The 16,907-nt window shown below is 69.3% G+C and carries 8 protein-coding genes; 3 read left to right on the top strand and 5 right to left on the bottom strand.

Annotation, left to right across the window (positions count from 1 at the left end):
* Window positions 1-106: 106 nt before the first annotated feature.
* Both pflB and pflA read left to right on the top strand, forming a co-directional pair.
* Entirely contained in the window at window positions 107-2,368 is a 2,262-nt protein-coding gene (gene pflB, locus ACZ6BG_RS22315) for a formate C-acetyltransferase (protein WP_469004017.1), read from the top strand.
* On the top strand, window positions 2,365-3,111 hold the full coding sequence (gene pflA / locus ACZ6BG_RS22320; protein WP_469004020.1) for a pyruvate formate-lyase-activating protein: 747 nt from the start codon (window positions 2,365-2,367) through the stop codon (window positions 3,109-3,111). Before pflB ends, pflA begins: the two co-directional genes overlap by 4 nt.
* Window positions 3,112-3,351: 240 nt before the next feature.
* Here pflA and adhE read toward each other — a convergent pair whose 3' ends face one another.
* The 3 genes from adhE to ACZ6BG_RS22335 all read right to left on the bottom strand — a co-directional run bounded on the left by adhE (window position 3,352) and on the right by ACZ6BG_RS22335 (window position 10,184).
* A complete protein-coding gene (adhE, locus tag ACZ6BG_RS22325) occupies window positions 3,352-6,012 on the bottom strand; it encodes a bifunctional acetaldehyde-CoA/alcohol dehydrogenase (protein WP_469004024.1) in 2,661 nt (886 codons plus the stop codon).
* Between the two features lie 227 nt (window positions 6,013-6,239).
* Window positions 6,240-8,927 (bottom strand): pyruvate, phosphate dikinase, encoded by a 2,688-nt coding sequence (ppdK, locus tag ACZ6BG_RS22330; protein WP_469004027.1) that lies wholly within the window; start codon window positions 8,925-8,927, stop codon window positions 6,240-6,242.
* A 315-nt stretch (window positions 8,928-9,242) separates the two neighbouring features.
* A complete protein-coding gene (locus tag ACZ6BG_RS22335; RefSeq protein ID WP_469004029.1) occupies window positions 9,243-10,184 on the bottom strand; it encodes a universal stress protein in 942 nt (313 codons plus the stop codon).
* A gap of 904 nt (window positions 10,185-11,088) precedes the next feature.
* Between ACZ6BG_RS22335 and ACZ6BG_RS22340 the strand changes: the two genes are divergently transcribed.
* Window positions 11,089-11,649, top strand: a complete 561-nt coding sequence (locus ACZ6BG_RS22340) for an RNA polymerase sigma factor (RefSeq protein WP_469004032.1) — start codon at window positions 11,089-11,091, stop codon at window positions 11,647-11,649.
* Window positions 11,650-12,458: 809 nt separating this feature from the next.
* Here the strand turns inward: ACZ6BG_RS22340 and ACZ6BG_RS22345 are convergent.
* Entirely contained in the window at window positions 12,459-14,513 is a 2,055-nt protein-coding gene (locus ACZ6BG_RS22345) for a hypothetical protein (protein ID WP_469004034.1), read from the bottom strand.
* An 872-nt stretch (window positions 14,514-15,385) separates the two neighbouring features.
* A complete protein-coding gene (locus ACZ6BG_RS22350) occupies window positions 15,386-16,120 on the bottom strand; it encodes a S1 family peptidase (protein ID WP_469004036.1) in 735 nt (244 codons plus the stop codon).
* Between the last annotated feature and the right edge of the window lie 787 nt (window positions 16,121-16,907).

Raw genomic sequence — 16,907 nt, forward strand, 5'->3', positions numbered from 1 at the left:
CCCTGGTCCTCAGGCGCGCACGAGCATCGAATCGGCAAGGGGCACGGCACTTCGAGAGAGCCGGTGAGCCCACGGACGGCAACGTGACCCGACACGGAGGCGAGTGATGGCGACGGTGGCTCCGACAGATGTGGCGGCGCCTGGGGACGAGTGGCGCGGCTTCACGGGCGAGCGGTGGCGAGCGCACGTCGACGTGCGTGACTTCATCCAGGCCAACTACGCGCCGTACGAAGGTGACGCGGCCTTCCTCGCGGGCCCGACAAGCCGCACGCGTGCCGTCTGGGAGAAGGTGAGCGCGCTGTTCCCCGAGGAACGGCGCAAGGGGATCCTGGACGTCGACACCGCCGTACCCTCGACGATCACCGCGCACGCGCCCGGGTACATCGACCGGGACCTGGAGCTCATCGTCGGTCTGCAGACCGACGCCCCGCTGAAGCGCGCGATCATGCCGAACGGCGGCCTCCGCATGGTCGAAACCAGCCTGCGGGCCTACGGATACCGGCCCGACCCGTTCGTCACGAAGGTGTTCGGTACCTACCGCAAGACCCACAACGACGGCGTCTTCGACGCCTACACGCCCACCATGCGGGCCGCCCGCAAGGCCGGAATCATCACGGGCCTGCCCGACGCCTACGGCCGCGGCCGGATCATCGGCGACTACCGGCGGGTCGCGCTGTACGGCACGGACCGGCTGATCGCCGCGAAGCGTGCCGAGCTCGCCCAGTTGGACGCCCGCCCGTCCACGGAACACGTGATCCGAGACCGTGAGGAACTCGCCGAGCAGATCCGGGCGTTGCAGGAGCTGGCCCAGATGGCGGCCTCCTACGGCTGTGATGTCACAGGCCCCGCCGCCACGGCGCACGAAGCCGTGCAATGGCTCTACCTCGGCTACCTCGCTGCCGTGAAGGAGCAGAACGGCGCCGCGATGTCACTCGGCCGCACCTCGACCTTCCTGGACGTCTACCTCCAGCGGGATCTGGACGAGGGCACCATCGACGAGCGCCGCGCCCAGGAACTCATCGACGACTTCGTGATCAAGCTACGGATCGTGCGGTTCCTGCGCACACCCGAGTACGACGCGCTGTTCTCCGGCGACCCGACCTGGGTGACGGAGTCCATCGGCGGGATCGGCGCTGACGGCCGTCCGCTGGTCACCCGCACCTCCTTCCGCTTCCTTCAGACCCTCTACAACCTCGGACCCGCGCCCGAGCCCAACCTCACCGTGCTGTGGTCGCACCGACTTCCGCACGGCTTCAAGGAGTTCTGCGCCCGCGTGTCCATCGACACCAGCGCGGTCCAGTACGAGTCCGACGAGCTGACACGGCCGCACACCGGCGACGACACCGCCATCGCGTGCTGCGTCTCGGCCATGGCGGTGGGCCGGCAGATGCAGTTCTTCGGAGCTCGCGTCAACCTCGCCAAGGCGCTCCTGTACGCGATCAACGGTGGCCGCGATGAACTCTCCGGCGAGCAGATCGCGCCCGAGGCGCCCGCCCCGAGCGGCGTGTACCTGGAGTACGCAGAGCTGTCCGCGGCCTACGACCAGATGCTCGACTGGCTGGCACAGACTTACGTGGACGCGCTCAACGTCATCCACTTCATGCACGACAAGTACGCCTACGAACGCATCGAGATGGCACTCCACGACCACCCGGTGCACCGCTTCATGGCCTGCGGGATCGCCGGGCTCTCGGTGGCCGTCGACAGCCTCTCCGCCGTGAAGTACGCCCGGGTGAAGGTGATCCGCGACGAGACCGGACTGGCCGTCGACTACGAGACCGAGGGCGAGTACCCGGCTTACGGCAACAACGACGACCGCGCGGACGAGATCGCCGTCGACCTCGTCGAGTCGTTCATGGCGAAGGTGCGCAAGCACCCCACCTACCGCAACGCCGAACACACCCAGTCCGTACTGACGATCACTTCCAACGTCGTCTACGGCAAGCACACCGGCAACACTCCCGACGGACGCCGCACCGGGCAGCCCTTCGCACCCGGCGCCAACCCCATGAACGGACGGGACCGGCACGGGGTGGTCGCCTCGGCGCTGTCCGTGGCGAAGATCCCCTACGAGCAGGCCCGCGACGGCATCTCGCTGACGACCACGATCACCCCCGAGGGCCTGGGCCACCACCCGGACGACCGGCCCGGCAACCTGATCGGCGTCCTCGACGCCTACACGGTCTCCGGCGGCTTCCACATGAACGTCAACGTCCTGGACCGGGCCACGCTCGAAGACGCCATGAAGCACCCGGAAAAGTACCCGGACCTGACCATCCGCGTCTCCGGATACGCCGTCAACTTCGTCCGCCTGACGCGCGAGCAGCAACTCGACGTGATCGGCCGCACCTTCCACGGAGCGCTGTGAACACCGCGACCGGCCAGGTGACGGGACGCATCCACTCCTGGGACCTGTCCACCGGCGTGGACGGCCCCGGCACCCGGTTCGTGCTGTTCGTCAACGGATGCCCGCTGCGCTGCCTGTACTGCGCCAACCCCGACACCTGGCGCCTGCGCGACGGGCGCCGGGTCACCGTCGACGAGGTGATGACGGAGATCGCCAAGTACGGCACGTTCGTCACCACCGCCGGGGGAGGGGTGACCCTCACGGGCGGTGAGCCGCTGCTCCAGCCCGCCTTCACCGCTGCCGTGCTGCGCCGATGCAAGGCAGCGGGGCTGCACACCGCCCTGGACACCTCCGGCTTCCTCGGCGCCCGCGCCGAAGCCGCCCTCCTCGCCGACACCGACCTGGTACTCCTGGACATCAAGTCCTTCGACACCGCCACCTACCGGAGCCTGACAGGAGGCGAGCTCGCCCCCACCCTCACCTTCGCCACCCGCCTGGACCGGCTCGGCGTCCCCGTATGGATCCGCTACGTCCTGGTCCCGGGCTGGACGGACGACGCGTCCCACATAGACGGCCTCGGCGCCTTCCTCGCCGGTCTCGGCAACGTCGAACGCGTCGACGTCCTGCCGTTCCACAAGCTCGGCGCCCACAAGTACGAAGCACTCGGCATCCCCTTTCCGCTGCGTGGCGCGCCCGGCCCTGGCCCCGACCTAGTCGAGCGGGTACGCCGGCAGTTCCGTGGGCATGGATTGCGGGCGCACTGATCCTGGGGGAGTGAGCCGCGTCCGGTGAGAGGTCTGTGCCGCGTGTGAGCGCTTGATGCGGTTGCGTACGGCGAGAACGGCAAGTGAGCGCAGGACGAGTTCGGAGAAGCGGCTCACCATCTCCGTGTAGTTGCCCCAGACGGTGAGGCCCTGGCCGGTGGATCGGAACACGACCGCGGCCGGGGCCGTTCCGATGCGGGCCGGGTGCCGTACCCGATGGACCGCGGGCGGGCCGTCATCCTACGGCTGCGTTGCGGCGTCCGTTCCGTAGAAGGCCGCACGCATCATCTCCTGCATGTCGTCGAGCATCGGCATACGGGGGTTGGCCGGCGCGCACTGGTCCTCGTAGGCGTTGAGGGCCTGCTGGGGGAGGGCGTCGAGGAACGCGTGCTCGTCGATGCCGAGCGACTGGAACGACGGCTCGATGCCCACGGCGTCGCGCAGGCGTTCCACGGCGCGGGCAAGCGATTCCACCCCGTCCCGCGGGGTGGCGGCGGGCAGGCCGAGCGTACGGGCCACGTCCTGGAAGCGTTCGGGGGCGCGGTAGTTCTCGTACTTCGGCCACCCCGTGAGCTTCGAGGGGACCGCGCCGTTGTAGCGGATGACGTGTGGCAGCAAGATCGCGTTGGTGCGGCCGTGCGCGACGTGGAAGGTGGCTCCCAGCGTGTGGGACATGGCGTGGACGATGCCGAGGAAGGCGTTGCCGAAAGCCATGCCCGCGATGGTGCCCGCGTTGTGCATCTTCTCCCGGGCCTCCGGCCGGTCCACCCGCTCGTTCACCGCGGCCTCGATGTTCTCGAAGACCATCCGGATCGCGTGCAGGGCCAGGCCGTCGGTGAAGTCGTTGGCGTACACCGACACGTACGCCTCGATGGCGTGGGTGAGTGCGTCGAAGCCACTGTCCGCAGCCAGCGCCGGGGGCAGTTGGGCGGTCAGGAGAGGGTCGACGATGGCGACGCTGGGCGTCAGGGCGTAGTCGGCCAAGGGGTACTTCTTGCCGGTGGCCGGATCGGATATCACCGCGAAGGGTGTGACCTCGGCGCCGGTGCCGGAGGTGGTGGGTATGCACACCAGGCGGGCACACGCGCCGAGGACGGGGAAACGGAAGGCACGTTTGCGGATGTCGGAGAACTTGTGCCGCATATCGGCGAAGTCGACCTCCGGCTGCTCGTACAGCAGCCACATCACCTTGGCGGCGTCCATGGGTGAGCCGCCGCCCAGCGCGATGATGGTGTCGGGGCGGAAGTCCCGCATGAGACCGGCCCCGTGCTGTACGGAGTCGATGCTCGGCTCCGGTTGGACGGTGTCGATGACCTGTACGGTGACCGGCTCGCGCCGACGCTGCAGGACACGCGTGACGCGGTCGACGAAGCCGAGGCGGGTCATGGTCGCGTCGGTGACGATGGTGACGCGGTGGACGTCCGGCATGTCGGCGAGGTAGCGGATGGCCTGCGGCTCGAAGTAGATCTTCGGCGGGACCTTGAACCACTGCATGTTGTTGCGGCGCTTGGTGAGCCGCTTGACGTTCAGGAGTTGAACGGCGGAGACGTTGTTCGACACGGAGGTACTGCCCCACGAGCCGCAGCCCAGCGTCAGCGACGGCAGGAGGTTGTTGTAGATGCCGCCTATGGCGCCCTGCGACGAGGGGGCGTTCACGATGATCCGCACGGTCTTGAGCTGCCTGCCGTAAGCCTCCGCCAGTGCCGGGTCGCCGGTGTGGATGACGGCGCTGTGCCCCTGGCCGTGGAAGGCCACCATGTCCGAGGCCAGGGCGAAGCCCTGCTGCTCCGAGCCGGCGCGCAGAACGGTGAGTACCGGGCAGAGCTTTTCGCGCGTGAGCGGCTCCTCCTGTCCGACCCGGTCGGCCTCGACCAGGATGAGCGAGGTGTCGTCCGGCACGGAGAAGCCCGCCTGCTGGGCGATCCACGCCGGGCTCTGGCCGACGGCCGCGGAGTTGACCTTGGGTTCGCAGCCCGATCCCGAGGCACCGACGGGGAAGAGATAGGCCTCGAGCTTCACCTTCTCCTCGGCAGTGGCCAGATGGGCGTGCAGGGTGCGGAACTCGGCCAGGGCCGCGTCGTAGATCTCGTCGTCCAGAATGACGGCCTGTTCTGAGGCGCAGATCATGCCGTTGTCGAACGCCTTCGACAACACGAGGTCGTTGACGGCCCGGGGCAGCCGCGCGCTCTTGTGCACGTACGCGGGTACGTTGCCCGCGCCCACGCCCAGGGCGGGTTTGCCCGCCGAGTAGGCGGCTTTGACCATGGAGTTGCCGCCGGTGGCGAGGATCAGCGCAACGCCAGGGTGGTGCATCAGGGTGTCGGTCGCCTCGATGGACGGCGACTCGATCCACTGGACGCAGTGCTCCGGGGCGCCTGCGGCGACGGCCGCGTCGCGTACGATCCGGGCCGCCTCGGCGCTGCACCGCTGGGCGGCCGGGTGGAAGGCGAAGACGACCGGGTTGCGGGTCTTCAGGGCCAGGAGGGCCTTGAAGATGGTGGTGGACGTGGGATTGGTGACGGGGGTGATCGCACACACCACGCCCACCGGCTCCGCGATCTCGACGATGTCCTCGAGGTCGTCGCGGGCGATCTCCCCGACGGTCTTCATCGGTCCCATGCTGTGCGTGACGTGCTCGCAGGCGAACATGTTCTTGACGGCCTTGTCCTCGAAGACACCGCGCCGGGTCTCCTCGACCGCGAGGCGCGCCAGTGCGGTGTGCTGGTCCAGCGCGGCGACCGAGGCCTTGTTCACGATGTGGTCGACCTGCTCCTGGGTGAGGGACTCGTAGTCGGCGAGTGCCTTGAGCCCGGCCGCCACCAGCCCGTCGACCGCGACGGCGGTGTCCGTGGGCGTGTCGGCGGCCTGGGGGGCGCCGAGGCGCTCGTCGTTTGCGGTCATGAGGGGCCTCCGTCGTCGAGAGCTGCATCCGGGGAGCATGGGGCGTGGGCGTCTTGTATCTCGGGGCGACGCCGTCACCATCACGAGAGTGGCGCGGAGCCGGTGGTGGACACAGGTGCCGTTGGGCACCGGGGAGAGACCGAGGGGCACCGGTGTCCAGGGCCGGGCGGCCCTCTCGTGGTGGGGGACCACGGCCCGTCGCGAGGACCGACGACGTCCAGGACCTATCACCTGCTGTCGGACGTCTCCGTGGCGGTGAGCGCGGCCCGTCCCGCTTCAAGGCGGGCCACCGGTACCCGGAACGGGGAGCAGGAGACGTAGTCGAGGCCCGCGGCGTGGAAGAAGTGGACCGACGCGGGGTCACCGCCGTGTTCACCGCAGACCCCGATCTTCAGATCGGGTCGCGCCGCACGGCCTTCGGCGACAGCGATGCGGACGAGCCGGCCCACGCCCTCAGGGTCGATCGTCTCGAACGGGGACACCTTGAAGATGCCCTTGTCCAGGTAGGCGGAGAAGAACGCCGCCTCGACGTCGTCGCGAGAGAAGCCCCAGGTGGTCTGCGTGAGGTCGTTCGTCCCGAAGGAGAAGAACTCCGCCTCCTGTGCGATCTGGCCCGCCGTGAGGGCGGCCCTGGGCAGCTCGATCATCGTGCCGACCGGGCAGTGGACAGCGATGCCCGAAGCCTCGGAGACAGCGGCGAGCGTCTCCTCCACTTCCTCGCGCACCAGGCGCAGTTCTTCGACCGTGTCGATCAGCGGCACCATGATTTCCGCTCGGGGATCGCCGCCCGCCCGCTTGCGTTCCACGATCGCTTCCGCGAGGGCCCGGACCTGCATGGCGGTCAGCCCCGGTGCCACCAGGCCGAGGCGCACGCCGCGCAGACCGAGCATCGGGTTCTCCTCGTGCGTCCGGTTCACGGCTTCCAGCAGTTCGGCGTCGTGGGCGCTGGGCGGGTTGCCCCGTGCCTCGGCTGCGGCGATGCGCACGGCCAGGTCGGTGCGGTCGGGCAGGAACTCGTGCAGCGGCGGATCGAGCAGGCGGATGGTGACGGGCAGGCCGTCCATCGCCTCCAGGATGCCGACGAAGTCCTGTCGCTGCAGCGGCAGCAGCGCGTCCAGCGCCCGGACGCGGCCTGAGTCGGTGTGGGCGAGAATCATCGCCTCGACGAGCTTCCGCCGGTCGCCGAGGAACATGTGCTCGGTGCGGCAGAGCCCGATTCCCTCGGCGCCGAACCTGCGGGCGCGTGCGGCGTCCTCCGGGGTGTCGGCGTTCGCCCGGACCCCCAGGCGCCGTACGCCGTCGGCCCGGCCGAGCGCACGGGCGACGGCGTCGACCAGCCCGTCGGAGCGTTCGCCCGTCTCGAAGTACCTCATGACCACGGAGTCGACCAGCGGCGCCGCCCCGGCGTACACGGTCCCGGTGGAGCCGTCGACGGAGATGACCGTGCCCTCCTCGATGGTGATGCCGCCCGCAGTGGTGCAGCGACGCCCCGGCGCATCGATGACGAGGCCTTCGGCGCCGCACACACAGACCTTGCCCATGCCGCGGGCGACCACGGCCGCGTGGCTCGTCTTGCCGCCCCGGCTGGTCAGCACCGCCTGGGCCGCCACCATTCCGGGCAGATCGTCCGGCGTGGTCTCCTGCCGTACGAGGACGACCTTCTCCCCGGCAGCGGCCCGACGGACCGCCTCGGCGCAGTCGAACACCGCGGTGCCGACGGCGGCGCCCGGCGAGGCCGGAATGCCGTGAGCCAGCGCGTCCCCGACGGCAGCAGTGTCGAACCGCGGGAACATCAACCGGGCGGCGTCGTCGCCGCTGACGCGGGCCAGTGCCTCGTCATGGGTGATCAGACCTTCGTCGGCCAGCTCGGCGGCGATGGCGAACGCGGCTTCGGCGGTGCGTTTGCCCACCCGGGTCTGGAGCATCCACAGGGTGCCGCGCTCGATGGTGAACTCGATGTCACACAGGTCCCGGTAATGGGCTTCCAAGGTCCTCAGGTGGTCGCTCAGCCGGGCGTACGAGGTGGGGTCGAGGCGCTCCAGGTCGGCCAGTGGGACGGTGTTGCGGATGCCCGCGACGACGTCCTCGCCCTGCGCGTTCGGCAGGTAGTCGCCGTAGGGACACCGGCGCCCGGTTGCCGGATCGCGGGTGAAGGCAACGCCGCTGCCGGAGTCGCGGCCGAGGTTGCCGAAGACCATGCGTTGTACGTTGACCGCGGTGCCCAGTGTGTCGGGGATGTGCTCGCGCCGACGGTACAGGCGCGCCCGTTGGCCGTTCCAGGACTCGAAGACGGCTCGGATCGAGCGGCGCAGTTGCTCGGTGGGATCCTGCGGGAAGTCCTCGCCGGTCTCCCCGGTGATCAGGTTCTTGTACGTCTCGACGAGCCGGGCGAAGTCCGGCGCCTCCAGTTGCAGATCGTCCGGGCAGCGCAGGGACTCCTTCAGGCGGGCGAGAGCCGCCTCGAACAGCGCGGGATCGACACCCATCACCGTGCTGCCGAACATCTGGACGAGGCGGCGGTAGGAGTCCCAGGCGAAGCGTTCACTCCCCGACACCTTGGCCAGCCCTCCCACGGAGTCGTCGGAGAGCCCGATGTCGAGGATCGTCTCCATCATGCCGGGCATGGAGAAGCGTGCTCCGGAGCGGACGGAGAGCAACAGCGGATCGTCCGGCTGCCCGAGCCGGCGGCCTGCCGACCGCTCCAGGGCGCTGAGCCGTACGGCGATCTCGTCGGCCAGGCCGTCCGGCTCGGCTCCCGTGGAGAGGAAGGCGCGGCAGGCCTCAGTGGTGACGGTGAACCCAGGCGGAACGGGAAGGCCCATGCGGGTCATCTCTGCCAGGTTCGCACCCTTGCCGCCGAGCAGATCGGCCATGTCACGGTTGCCCTCGGCGAACTCGTACACGTACTGAGCCATGGCGGTGTGCACTTCCTTCCGGTGTCTGAGAAACGGCCGGGCTGAGGTCGCTCGCCGCCCGGTGCGCTCGGCCGACGGACAAGGAGTGCCGAACAGGCTGCTCGCGGCGTCGAGAAGGCGACGGCTGGCTCGGCCCAGCACCGGTCGGTGCGCGTGCGCGAGTCGCGGCTCGCGTATCGGGTGAGCTCACGCGCCGTGGATCCATTGTCCGTCGCGTCCTCGCGGTGCAGCAGGTACTGGACGGTCTCCGGGACGGGGCCGTCCGGCCCCGTCCCAGGCGGAATCCGGTCCCCTGGAGTTGCGTACCGGAGGCCGTCAGTCGTGCGGGACGACGGCCACGGGGGCGGTGGCGTGGTGCAGCACGGCGTGGGTGACCGGTCCGATGCGCATGCCGAGCGTGCGGCGGTGGACCTTGCGGCCGACCACCACCAGGGCGGCCCGGTCGGCGGCTGAGAGGACGACGCCGGAGGCGTGGGACAGCTCGACGGCGTGCGTCACAGGCACCTGCGGGTACGTCTCGCGCCACGGCTCCAAGACGTCCGTGAGCGCCTTCTCGGCCCGCCCTGTGATCCCGCCCTCCTGACCGGCCAGCCGCCCGACGGCAGGCCCGTATCCGTACAGCGGCGGCAGGTCGGGCGCGTGGACCGCGTGCAAGGCGGCCCCACGGGCGGCGGCCGCGCTGAAAGCGAATTCGAGGAGCGGCGCGGGAACCTCACCGGACTCCTGCAGACCGACGACTATCTTGCCGTTGTCGTGTCCCGCTTCGCCGCCGCCGCGCTCCTGGGGCGGGCGATGGCCGGGTCGCACCATGATCACTGGGCGCTTCGCCCGGGCAAGGACCTGCTGTCCGACGGAGCCCAGCAGGAATCCCGTGACGGCCCCGTGGCCGCTGGAACCCAGTACGAGCATTTCAGCTGACTCCGTCTCGGCCAACAGCACGGCGGGGGCCGTGTCGGAGATGAGCTGCGTGCTGACGGCCAGGCCCGGATGCCGGTCGCGCACCAGGCCCTCGGCCTCCTCCAGGACGCTCAGGGCCCAGCGCTTCTGGGTGTCCAGCTCCTCCGCGACGGGCACGTCCTGCTGACGCCAGATCCAGGCCTGCACCAGGCGCAGGGGCAGGCCGCGAAGCTGGGCCTCGCGAGCTGCCCACTCTGCGGCGGCCAGGCTTTCGCGGGAGCCGTCCAGACCGGCGGTGACGGGTCGCATCATGGAGACCTCCGTGGTCTTGAGGTATGCGGGCCGTGCTCCGAGCCTCATCACGTGCAGCCTGCGGCTGAAGGGGCCGATGGGCCCGACCTCAGGCGTTCGGTCCTTGGGGGAGGAGGCCCGCGGTGGCGCATGGCGTTGGACGACGATCGTGGCATCGGGCTCGGCGTCGAACAATGAGGCCCGGCAAGGCGGCCCGGCAGGTGTGGACCACCTCGGGTCGCTGTCGTGCGGTGATTGCTCACCTCACGCGGCGGCCACGGTCCTCGGTTCCCCGTCGTCGAACGCCTCCGCGACCGTCGCCAAGGGCAGCCGGGGCTGGGACGGCGGCTCCCCGAACTCGTCATCGACCGGGCCGACTCCGTCTAGTGCGGCCCCTTCACGGTTTGCGTCAAGCCCGAACTGAAGATCACCATCAAGACGCCGCGCAGGCCCGAGGACGCCGAACGACCTCGCCGCTACGCCCTGCCAAGCGCCGCTACGGTGCCAGCCGCCCCCCCGGCCAGGCAAAGCCCTCAAACCGGCTTGAACAGCCCGCCCCCCTCATCGTCTTCGTGGGCGCGAGGTCACCTGCCCGCCATCGCGTCGCCCCGTGCGGGAGCCTCAGCGGAGGGTCAGCCTGCCACTGCCTGGTGTGCGGGCGGTCGTATCCCGAGCTGAGCGCACCGTACGACCAGGCCCCGGTCGCCCGGCACAAGCGGCTGGATGCCTCGCGGGCTTGAACCGTGCCGAGGGCCCCGGTCGAGGAGGCGGCCGGCGGGTCACGCAGCGAGCGCGCGCTGCCCCGTCGGGTTGGGGTGAATCCTTTGGCGGTGCTCGTGCCTCTCTAGCATGTGCGGACAGCAGCGTCGGCACAGGAACCGGAGGTTTGTCGTGATCATTGGTGCCGTCATCGCCGCGGCTGTGCTCATCTGCGTGTGCGCTGTCATGGTGCGGCGTCAGCGGGGGCGCTCGCGTGGCTGACTACACATGGCCCGGCGATCAGTTGATCGCTGCGGCACAGGAGGGCGACGTCGAAGCCACAGCCGCTCTGGTGACCGGCTCGCACCCGCATGTACAGCGGTTCGCCTATTCGTTGTGCGCCACGCCCCAGGACGCCGAGGACGCCGCGCAGGAAGCGCTGATCATCCTGTATCGCAAGATCGGAATGCTGCGGGCCTCTGGTGCGCTGGCGTCGTGGATGTTCCGCATCGTCCGCAACGAGTGCCTGCGGCGGGCGCGACTGACACTGCGCAGCAACGGGCCGGTTCCGGACGCCGTCGTGCCGTCATTCGAGGACGAGGTGCTGCAACGCCTGGAAGCAAGTCGGGTGGCGTCGGCGATCGCCGACCTGCCCGCCGACCAACGCCGCGTGCTGATCCTGCGAGACATCCAGGGCTACAGCGGACGGATGGTCGCCGATGCGCTCGGCCTCAGCACCGCCGCGATGAAATCGAGGCTGCATCGCGCCCGCGCAGCGGTTCGCCAGGCACTGCGGGGAACACCTGATCCTCTTCCGGGAGCCAGCCATGACTGACCGACAGAGCTTCGCCAGTACGTCGCTGCCCAGGCACTTGGCGCGCGGCACCCTGGGATTGGGCGCCTTGGCCGGTTCGGTCCTGCTCATCCCGGTAGTCGGGCTGGCGAGTCTCTTGCTGGCACCCCTGGGGCTGCTCGCATTGCGCGGGTGCCCCCTGTGCTGGACGATCGGGCTGATTCAGACCATCTCGAACGGCCGACTGCGGCGTTCGTGTGCGGACGGCCGCTGCGAGCTGTCCGTCGCCCGGAACACCCCGTCACACGCGGGCGACGCCAGACAGCCCCGATCACCCCAACCCGACAGTGTCCCAAGCCAATCCCACAGCGCCCCACGCCACGAACACAACGCACTGAGTCGATAGGCGACAAACCGACCGCCTGCGACGCAACGCCACCTACCCGGCGCCGTTCGGGAAGCTGCCGGCCCTTCTCGCCCCAGGCAGAAGGGCCGGCAGCCAGGTGGAAGGAGCGGGGGCGGCAGGTCGGCGAGACCCCCGACCTGGTGCCGCTGCTGGCCGAACGGGGCGTCAACCTCTCGCACGAGCAGGTCTTCCGCCTGGTCACACCGCCGCCGCGGCGCCTTTGTGTGGACGGTGCGGACAGCTCAAGTGCACAGCCTGCAGTGCGCGAGACGGCCAGCCGGACCTCTGCGACGGCTGTTACCGAGGACCCGAAGTGACCAGCTCGATCTGCAGCCGGGTCCGCCCCTGCGCCAGCCGCGATGCCCAGGGTCAGCCAAGAGGCATGACGGAGCGTCGCAGTCCCGGAGGGCATGCCTTCGAAGGAGCGATCAGGGCCCCCACGATCTCATCGACCCATGAGGACGTCGCTTCCGAGGGCGTCGCGTAGGTCCTGCAACGCGGTTACCAGAGCTTGGCCAGTTTGGTTGACGGGCGTGAGGCGGTCGATGACGGCGCGGCTGCGGACGGTGTCCTCCGCATTGATGCGCTCCATGATCTGAGCCAACGTCGACTTCAGGCGTGTCTGGTGTTGCAAGTGATGATGGTCGACTGCGTCGATCAGTAGCCGCCCCTGGCTTTGGGTGACGTTCTCGAAGGCGCTACGGGCCTGCTTCACCTGTTCGTCGATCATGTCCTTGCGCTCCTGGCGCGCCCTTTGGACCTTGGACTCGCGATCCTTGAGGACATCCGTGACTTTGGCGATGGCGATGGCTGTCAGGACGGCGGCTCCCGCCGGAACTGCGATGGTGGCGAGGCTGAGGCTGGTCGTGAGCCACACGGCCCCGGCGGCGATGGGGCTGGCGACGCCGAGGGTGTTCGCCGCGGCCTGCACCACCCCGTAGGCCGTCAAGGGCTGGCGGCCGTCAGTCTGCATCGGGAAGTAACTTGTGTCGAGCGGTTCAGGAGAGACGAGCTGGGACCCGGTGTCTACGCCGAGGTCCGCCCGGAGCAGTTGCCTGGCGCTTGCGTCGAAAGCCTGCAACTCGCGTTCCCACAAGGTTGCCGGGCCCGCGGGCGAAGTCATCCACTGGCTGAACAGCTGGACCTGAAGCACGTCGACTTCGTTGGCGTGCTCGGCGCTCAGGTTGCCACGGTCGATCAACGGGTCAAGTTGCTGGTGCAGTTCATCAGCCAAACCGTTGAAAGGCCCCCGCGCTGTGCGGATCCTGCGCTGCAGCTCGCGCCCGAGTTCGGTCCGGATTCGATCCAGGGAGCGCTCCGCGCCCGCTATGCGACCACGAAGGCTGTCCTGTTGTACCTCTAGGTCCTCCACGGCCAGCTGGTGCGTATCGAGCATGTCGGCGAGCTGGCGCTGGCGGCGCCGAACGAGCCAGCGTGCTTCGTCGGCGACTTGGCGGAGGTGCGCGTGTCCTGCGCCGGATTCCATCAGGCCCCGCAGGTGGTCGCGCAGCGTTTCCATGCCGCTGAGCCGCCCCAGGGTGCTTCCGTCGTCGCCCTGGGCGTTCTTGAAGTCCGCCTCGGCTTCCCAGGCGGCCGAGACCGGCAGGAACCCCTCCCCGATGAATTGTCCGCCGGGGGCGCCGAAGTGCGTGCGCAGGTAGTCGTTGTTCGTGGTCAGCACGCTCTTCCAGGCGGCCTGGCCCTGCTCACGCTGGGTCGCCAGGTCAATTCCGGTAAGGACCCACAACACCTTTTTGTTCGCATTGCTCTGCATGTGGTGGGCGTACAGGTCCCGGATGAGCTGGAGCTCATTTGCGGTGAGGGCCGAGGTCGCGTGACTCACGTAGATGAAGCAGTCGGCCTTTGCCCACGCTTCTCGCATGATGACCTCGTGCTCTTCGATCGGCGACTCCGAGCCGGGCAGGTCGAAGAGCTTGACCGGCAGGCGGGCGTCTGCGATGAGTACCTCGATCGATTCGACGCGGAGGTTGATGTGCTCGCGGCGGCGGTTGGTGACGTCACCGTCCGCCGCTCCGTACGCGGCCACCACGGCGGGCGGCAGGTCCGAACCGATATCCTCCGCCCTGCCACCTGCGAACCTCGCGCGCAGCAGTGCCCGGCCCGTGCCATTGTCGGAAGAGTCATCTCCCACGGGGATGACCGTGCACGGACATGCTGTGGTCGGGCGCGCCGATGACGGAAGGACGCCAAGGAACTCCGCCGATGGCATACCGTCCTCGTCGGTGATGGGGACGTACTCCAGGCCGCCCTGTAGGCCGCTGATCAGGAAGCTCTTTCCAGACGACTGCCGTCCAAGCAGGGCCACGTTGAGCATGGACGACAGGACGCGTGTGCGCAGGGCCTCCATGCGTGAGGCATCGCCGGCCAGGCCGGCTGCATCGGGAAGGAGATCGCGTGCTCCCTCCTCGTCACACAACCAGCGCTCGCAACGGCTCAGCAGGTGCTTCAGTTCGTCCCGGGCTTCCTCGACTGGCAGCATGCCGTACTTCTACCGCAGGACGCTGCCGTGCACCTGGGAAACGCCTCAACACCCCGCGTTCTGCTGGGAGTTGTGATTGGGGGCAGCTGGCCATCACGGCTACCTCGACCAGCGGCGAGGGCACGGCATCGGGCTGTCACTGCGCGCTGCTTGACCTGGCGCGGCGACCACCTGGGCACCGACTGCAGCCGGGCGGTTGAGCGGAGCTTCGCCGAGCCGTCGCTTCAGATGCCATACAGATGCCCGGGGCAGGTGGCCGACATCCACGAGAGGGGTGAAGGCCGACCCAAGGGGCGCGGAATCGCGCACGTCAGGAATATCTGTGCGGGCTCGTCCTCGCGCCGACCGCTGAGGCCGCCCTCGTCCCATTCGCCTCCTGCGGCGGTACGTGGACGGTGAACCGGCTGAGGATCCAGGGTGCCAAGGGCGAGAGGTGTTCGCTATGAGCGCCGACGCCAGCCACCCGCACGAACAGCCCCGTTTTCCCGCAGCCGCCCACGCCTCAATGCCGAGCACCACGTAGCCCTCGGCCAGGGCGATTGCTGAATCGGTCGGCCACCGTCAGCGAGGGTGCGGGGAGCTCGGGGGAGGCCCCGGCCAGCACGCACCGGGCGGCGGTGCGGCGTGCTCATCGGCTCAGCCTGCCAGCATGGGGTCGCCCCCGGACGTCGAGGACCACACCGTGGCCGGGCACCCGATCCCTGGTCACAGGCGTGACTTTGTCAACGGCCCATGCTGGGGCCGCTCCTGCACTGGGTGGGCGGAGTGCAGTGCGCCGAGGTGGCGGCTTTGGCATGGCGAACTCCGCCGTGCTGGAGGTCGTGCACATCCGAGTGCAGAGCACCAGCACGGCGGAGCGTGCCACGCAGGCGCTATCGCCGGATGACCGAGCGGATCCAGGAGAGCTGCTGGGAGACCTCCCCGGCCTCGGCACCCTTCTCCCGGTCGGAGCCGTTGAAGACGCCGATGAGGGTTTCGGTGCCACGCGGGCCGACGGTCATCACCGGGCCTCCGGAGTCACCTCCGGCGGGAATTCCGGACACCTTCTTCATGCAGAAGTTGGGGCCGCCCGGCGCGGTCTGGCCCGCGCACCGGGGGTCGCCGGGCCGTACGACCTTCAGGTCCGCCTGCTTGAGGACGGGAGACTGGCAGGCGCTCTCGTCCCTGGTGCAGGTGGCGCCCCATCCGTACTGCCGCACGGCCTGGCCGCGGTGGACGCCGACGGTGGACAGGCGTGCCGTGCGGACCTTCATCGGCGCGACCTTGATGAGCATCATGTCGGCGTGCGCGCTGCCCACGCGCTTGTGGGGCAGGGGGCGGACCGTGGTGCCCTTGCGCATGTCGAGGTGGCCCACCCTGAAGGAGATCCGCTTGTCGGCGACCGGCCGTGCCTGCTCGTAGAAACAGTGTGAGGCGGTGAGGATCCACTGGCGGCTGACGGCTGTCCCGGTGCACGCCGGTTTGCCGTCAACGAGCATGCGTACCGCCCACGGGCCGTAGGTGCTCTTGGACCCGCCGATGACAGCGAAGGCCGGTGGGGATGACATCACCGAGCCCGCGACCAGCGCCAGGGCGGTCAGCAGCAGGACACGAAAGCGACGCACCATGCGGAACAACTCCTCTTAGGGGGTACAGCCGTACGGATAGGGAGAGGCCCCGCTGGGCAAATCCGTTCCACACGATCCCCTACGACATCTGGAAGCAGAAGGGCAGCTCCGGGCCCCCGACCGCAGTCGAGGCAGGACGTTCAGGGAGATTGGTGCAAGGGCGAGGTGTGCGAGCGCTTGGATCGGCTGAGCGGGGGATGACCGGTTGGCGCAGGAGTGGCTTGGCGGGCTGGCATCGAATCCCGCTCGGCCCTCTTCGGCGCTGGAGCGGTTCCTCACCGTTGAGGGACTGCCCTCCGCCTCCTCCTGGCTGACCTGGTGTCCTCTGGACGCGGAGGGCACGGCCGTGCCGGTGGCCTCGCCGCAGATCGACCACCGGCTTCAGGCCGTGGAGAACCCGGCCGCCGATGTCGACGTACGGGCGTGCCTTGCTCGTGACCCCGCGCCCCACGTCCAGGACGCAAGCGCCGCGTTGTTCCCGAACGAGCCGGAGCCGCTGCCCTCCCCGGCCATACGTGTCCAGGATCCCGACCCCGCGGTGAGGAGGGAAGCAGCCCAGGACCTTGAGGGTTCCGACCGGCCTGGCCCTGGAACTCGCCGAGGACCCCGACCGGGCTCGCCCGCTTCGCCGATCACCCCCATCCGCGACTGCGTCACGCCGCGCCGCACGACCCCGAGGCCGGCCCGGAACGCGTCCTGCGGCTGGTGGACGATCCAGACGTCGGCCGCTGGGCGCCTCGCGGGCGACACCCACGCCTCCTCCTCGCGTTTTCGAAAAGAAAATGAG

Source organism: Streptomyces sp. NPDC041205 (genome assembly GCF_055591765.1).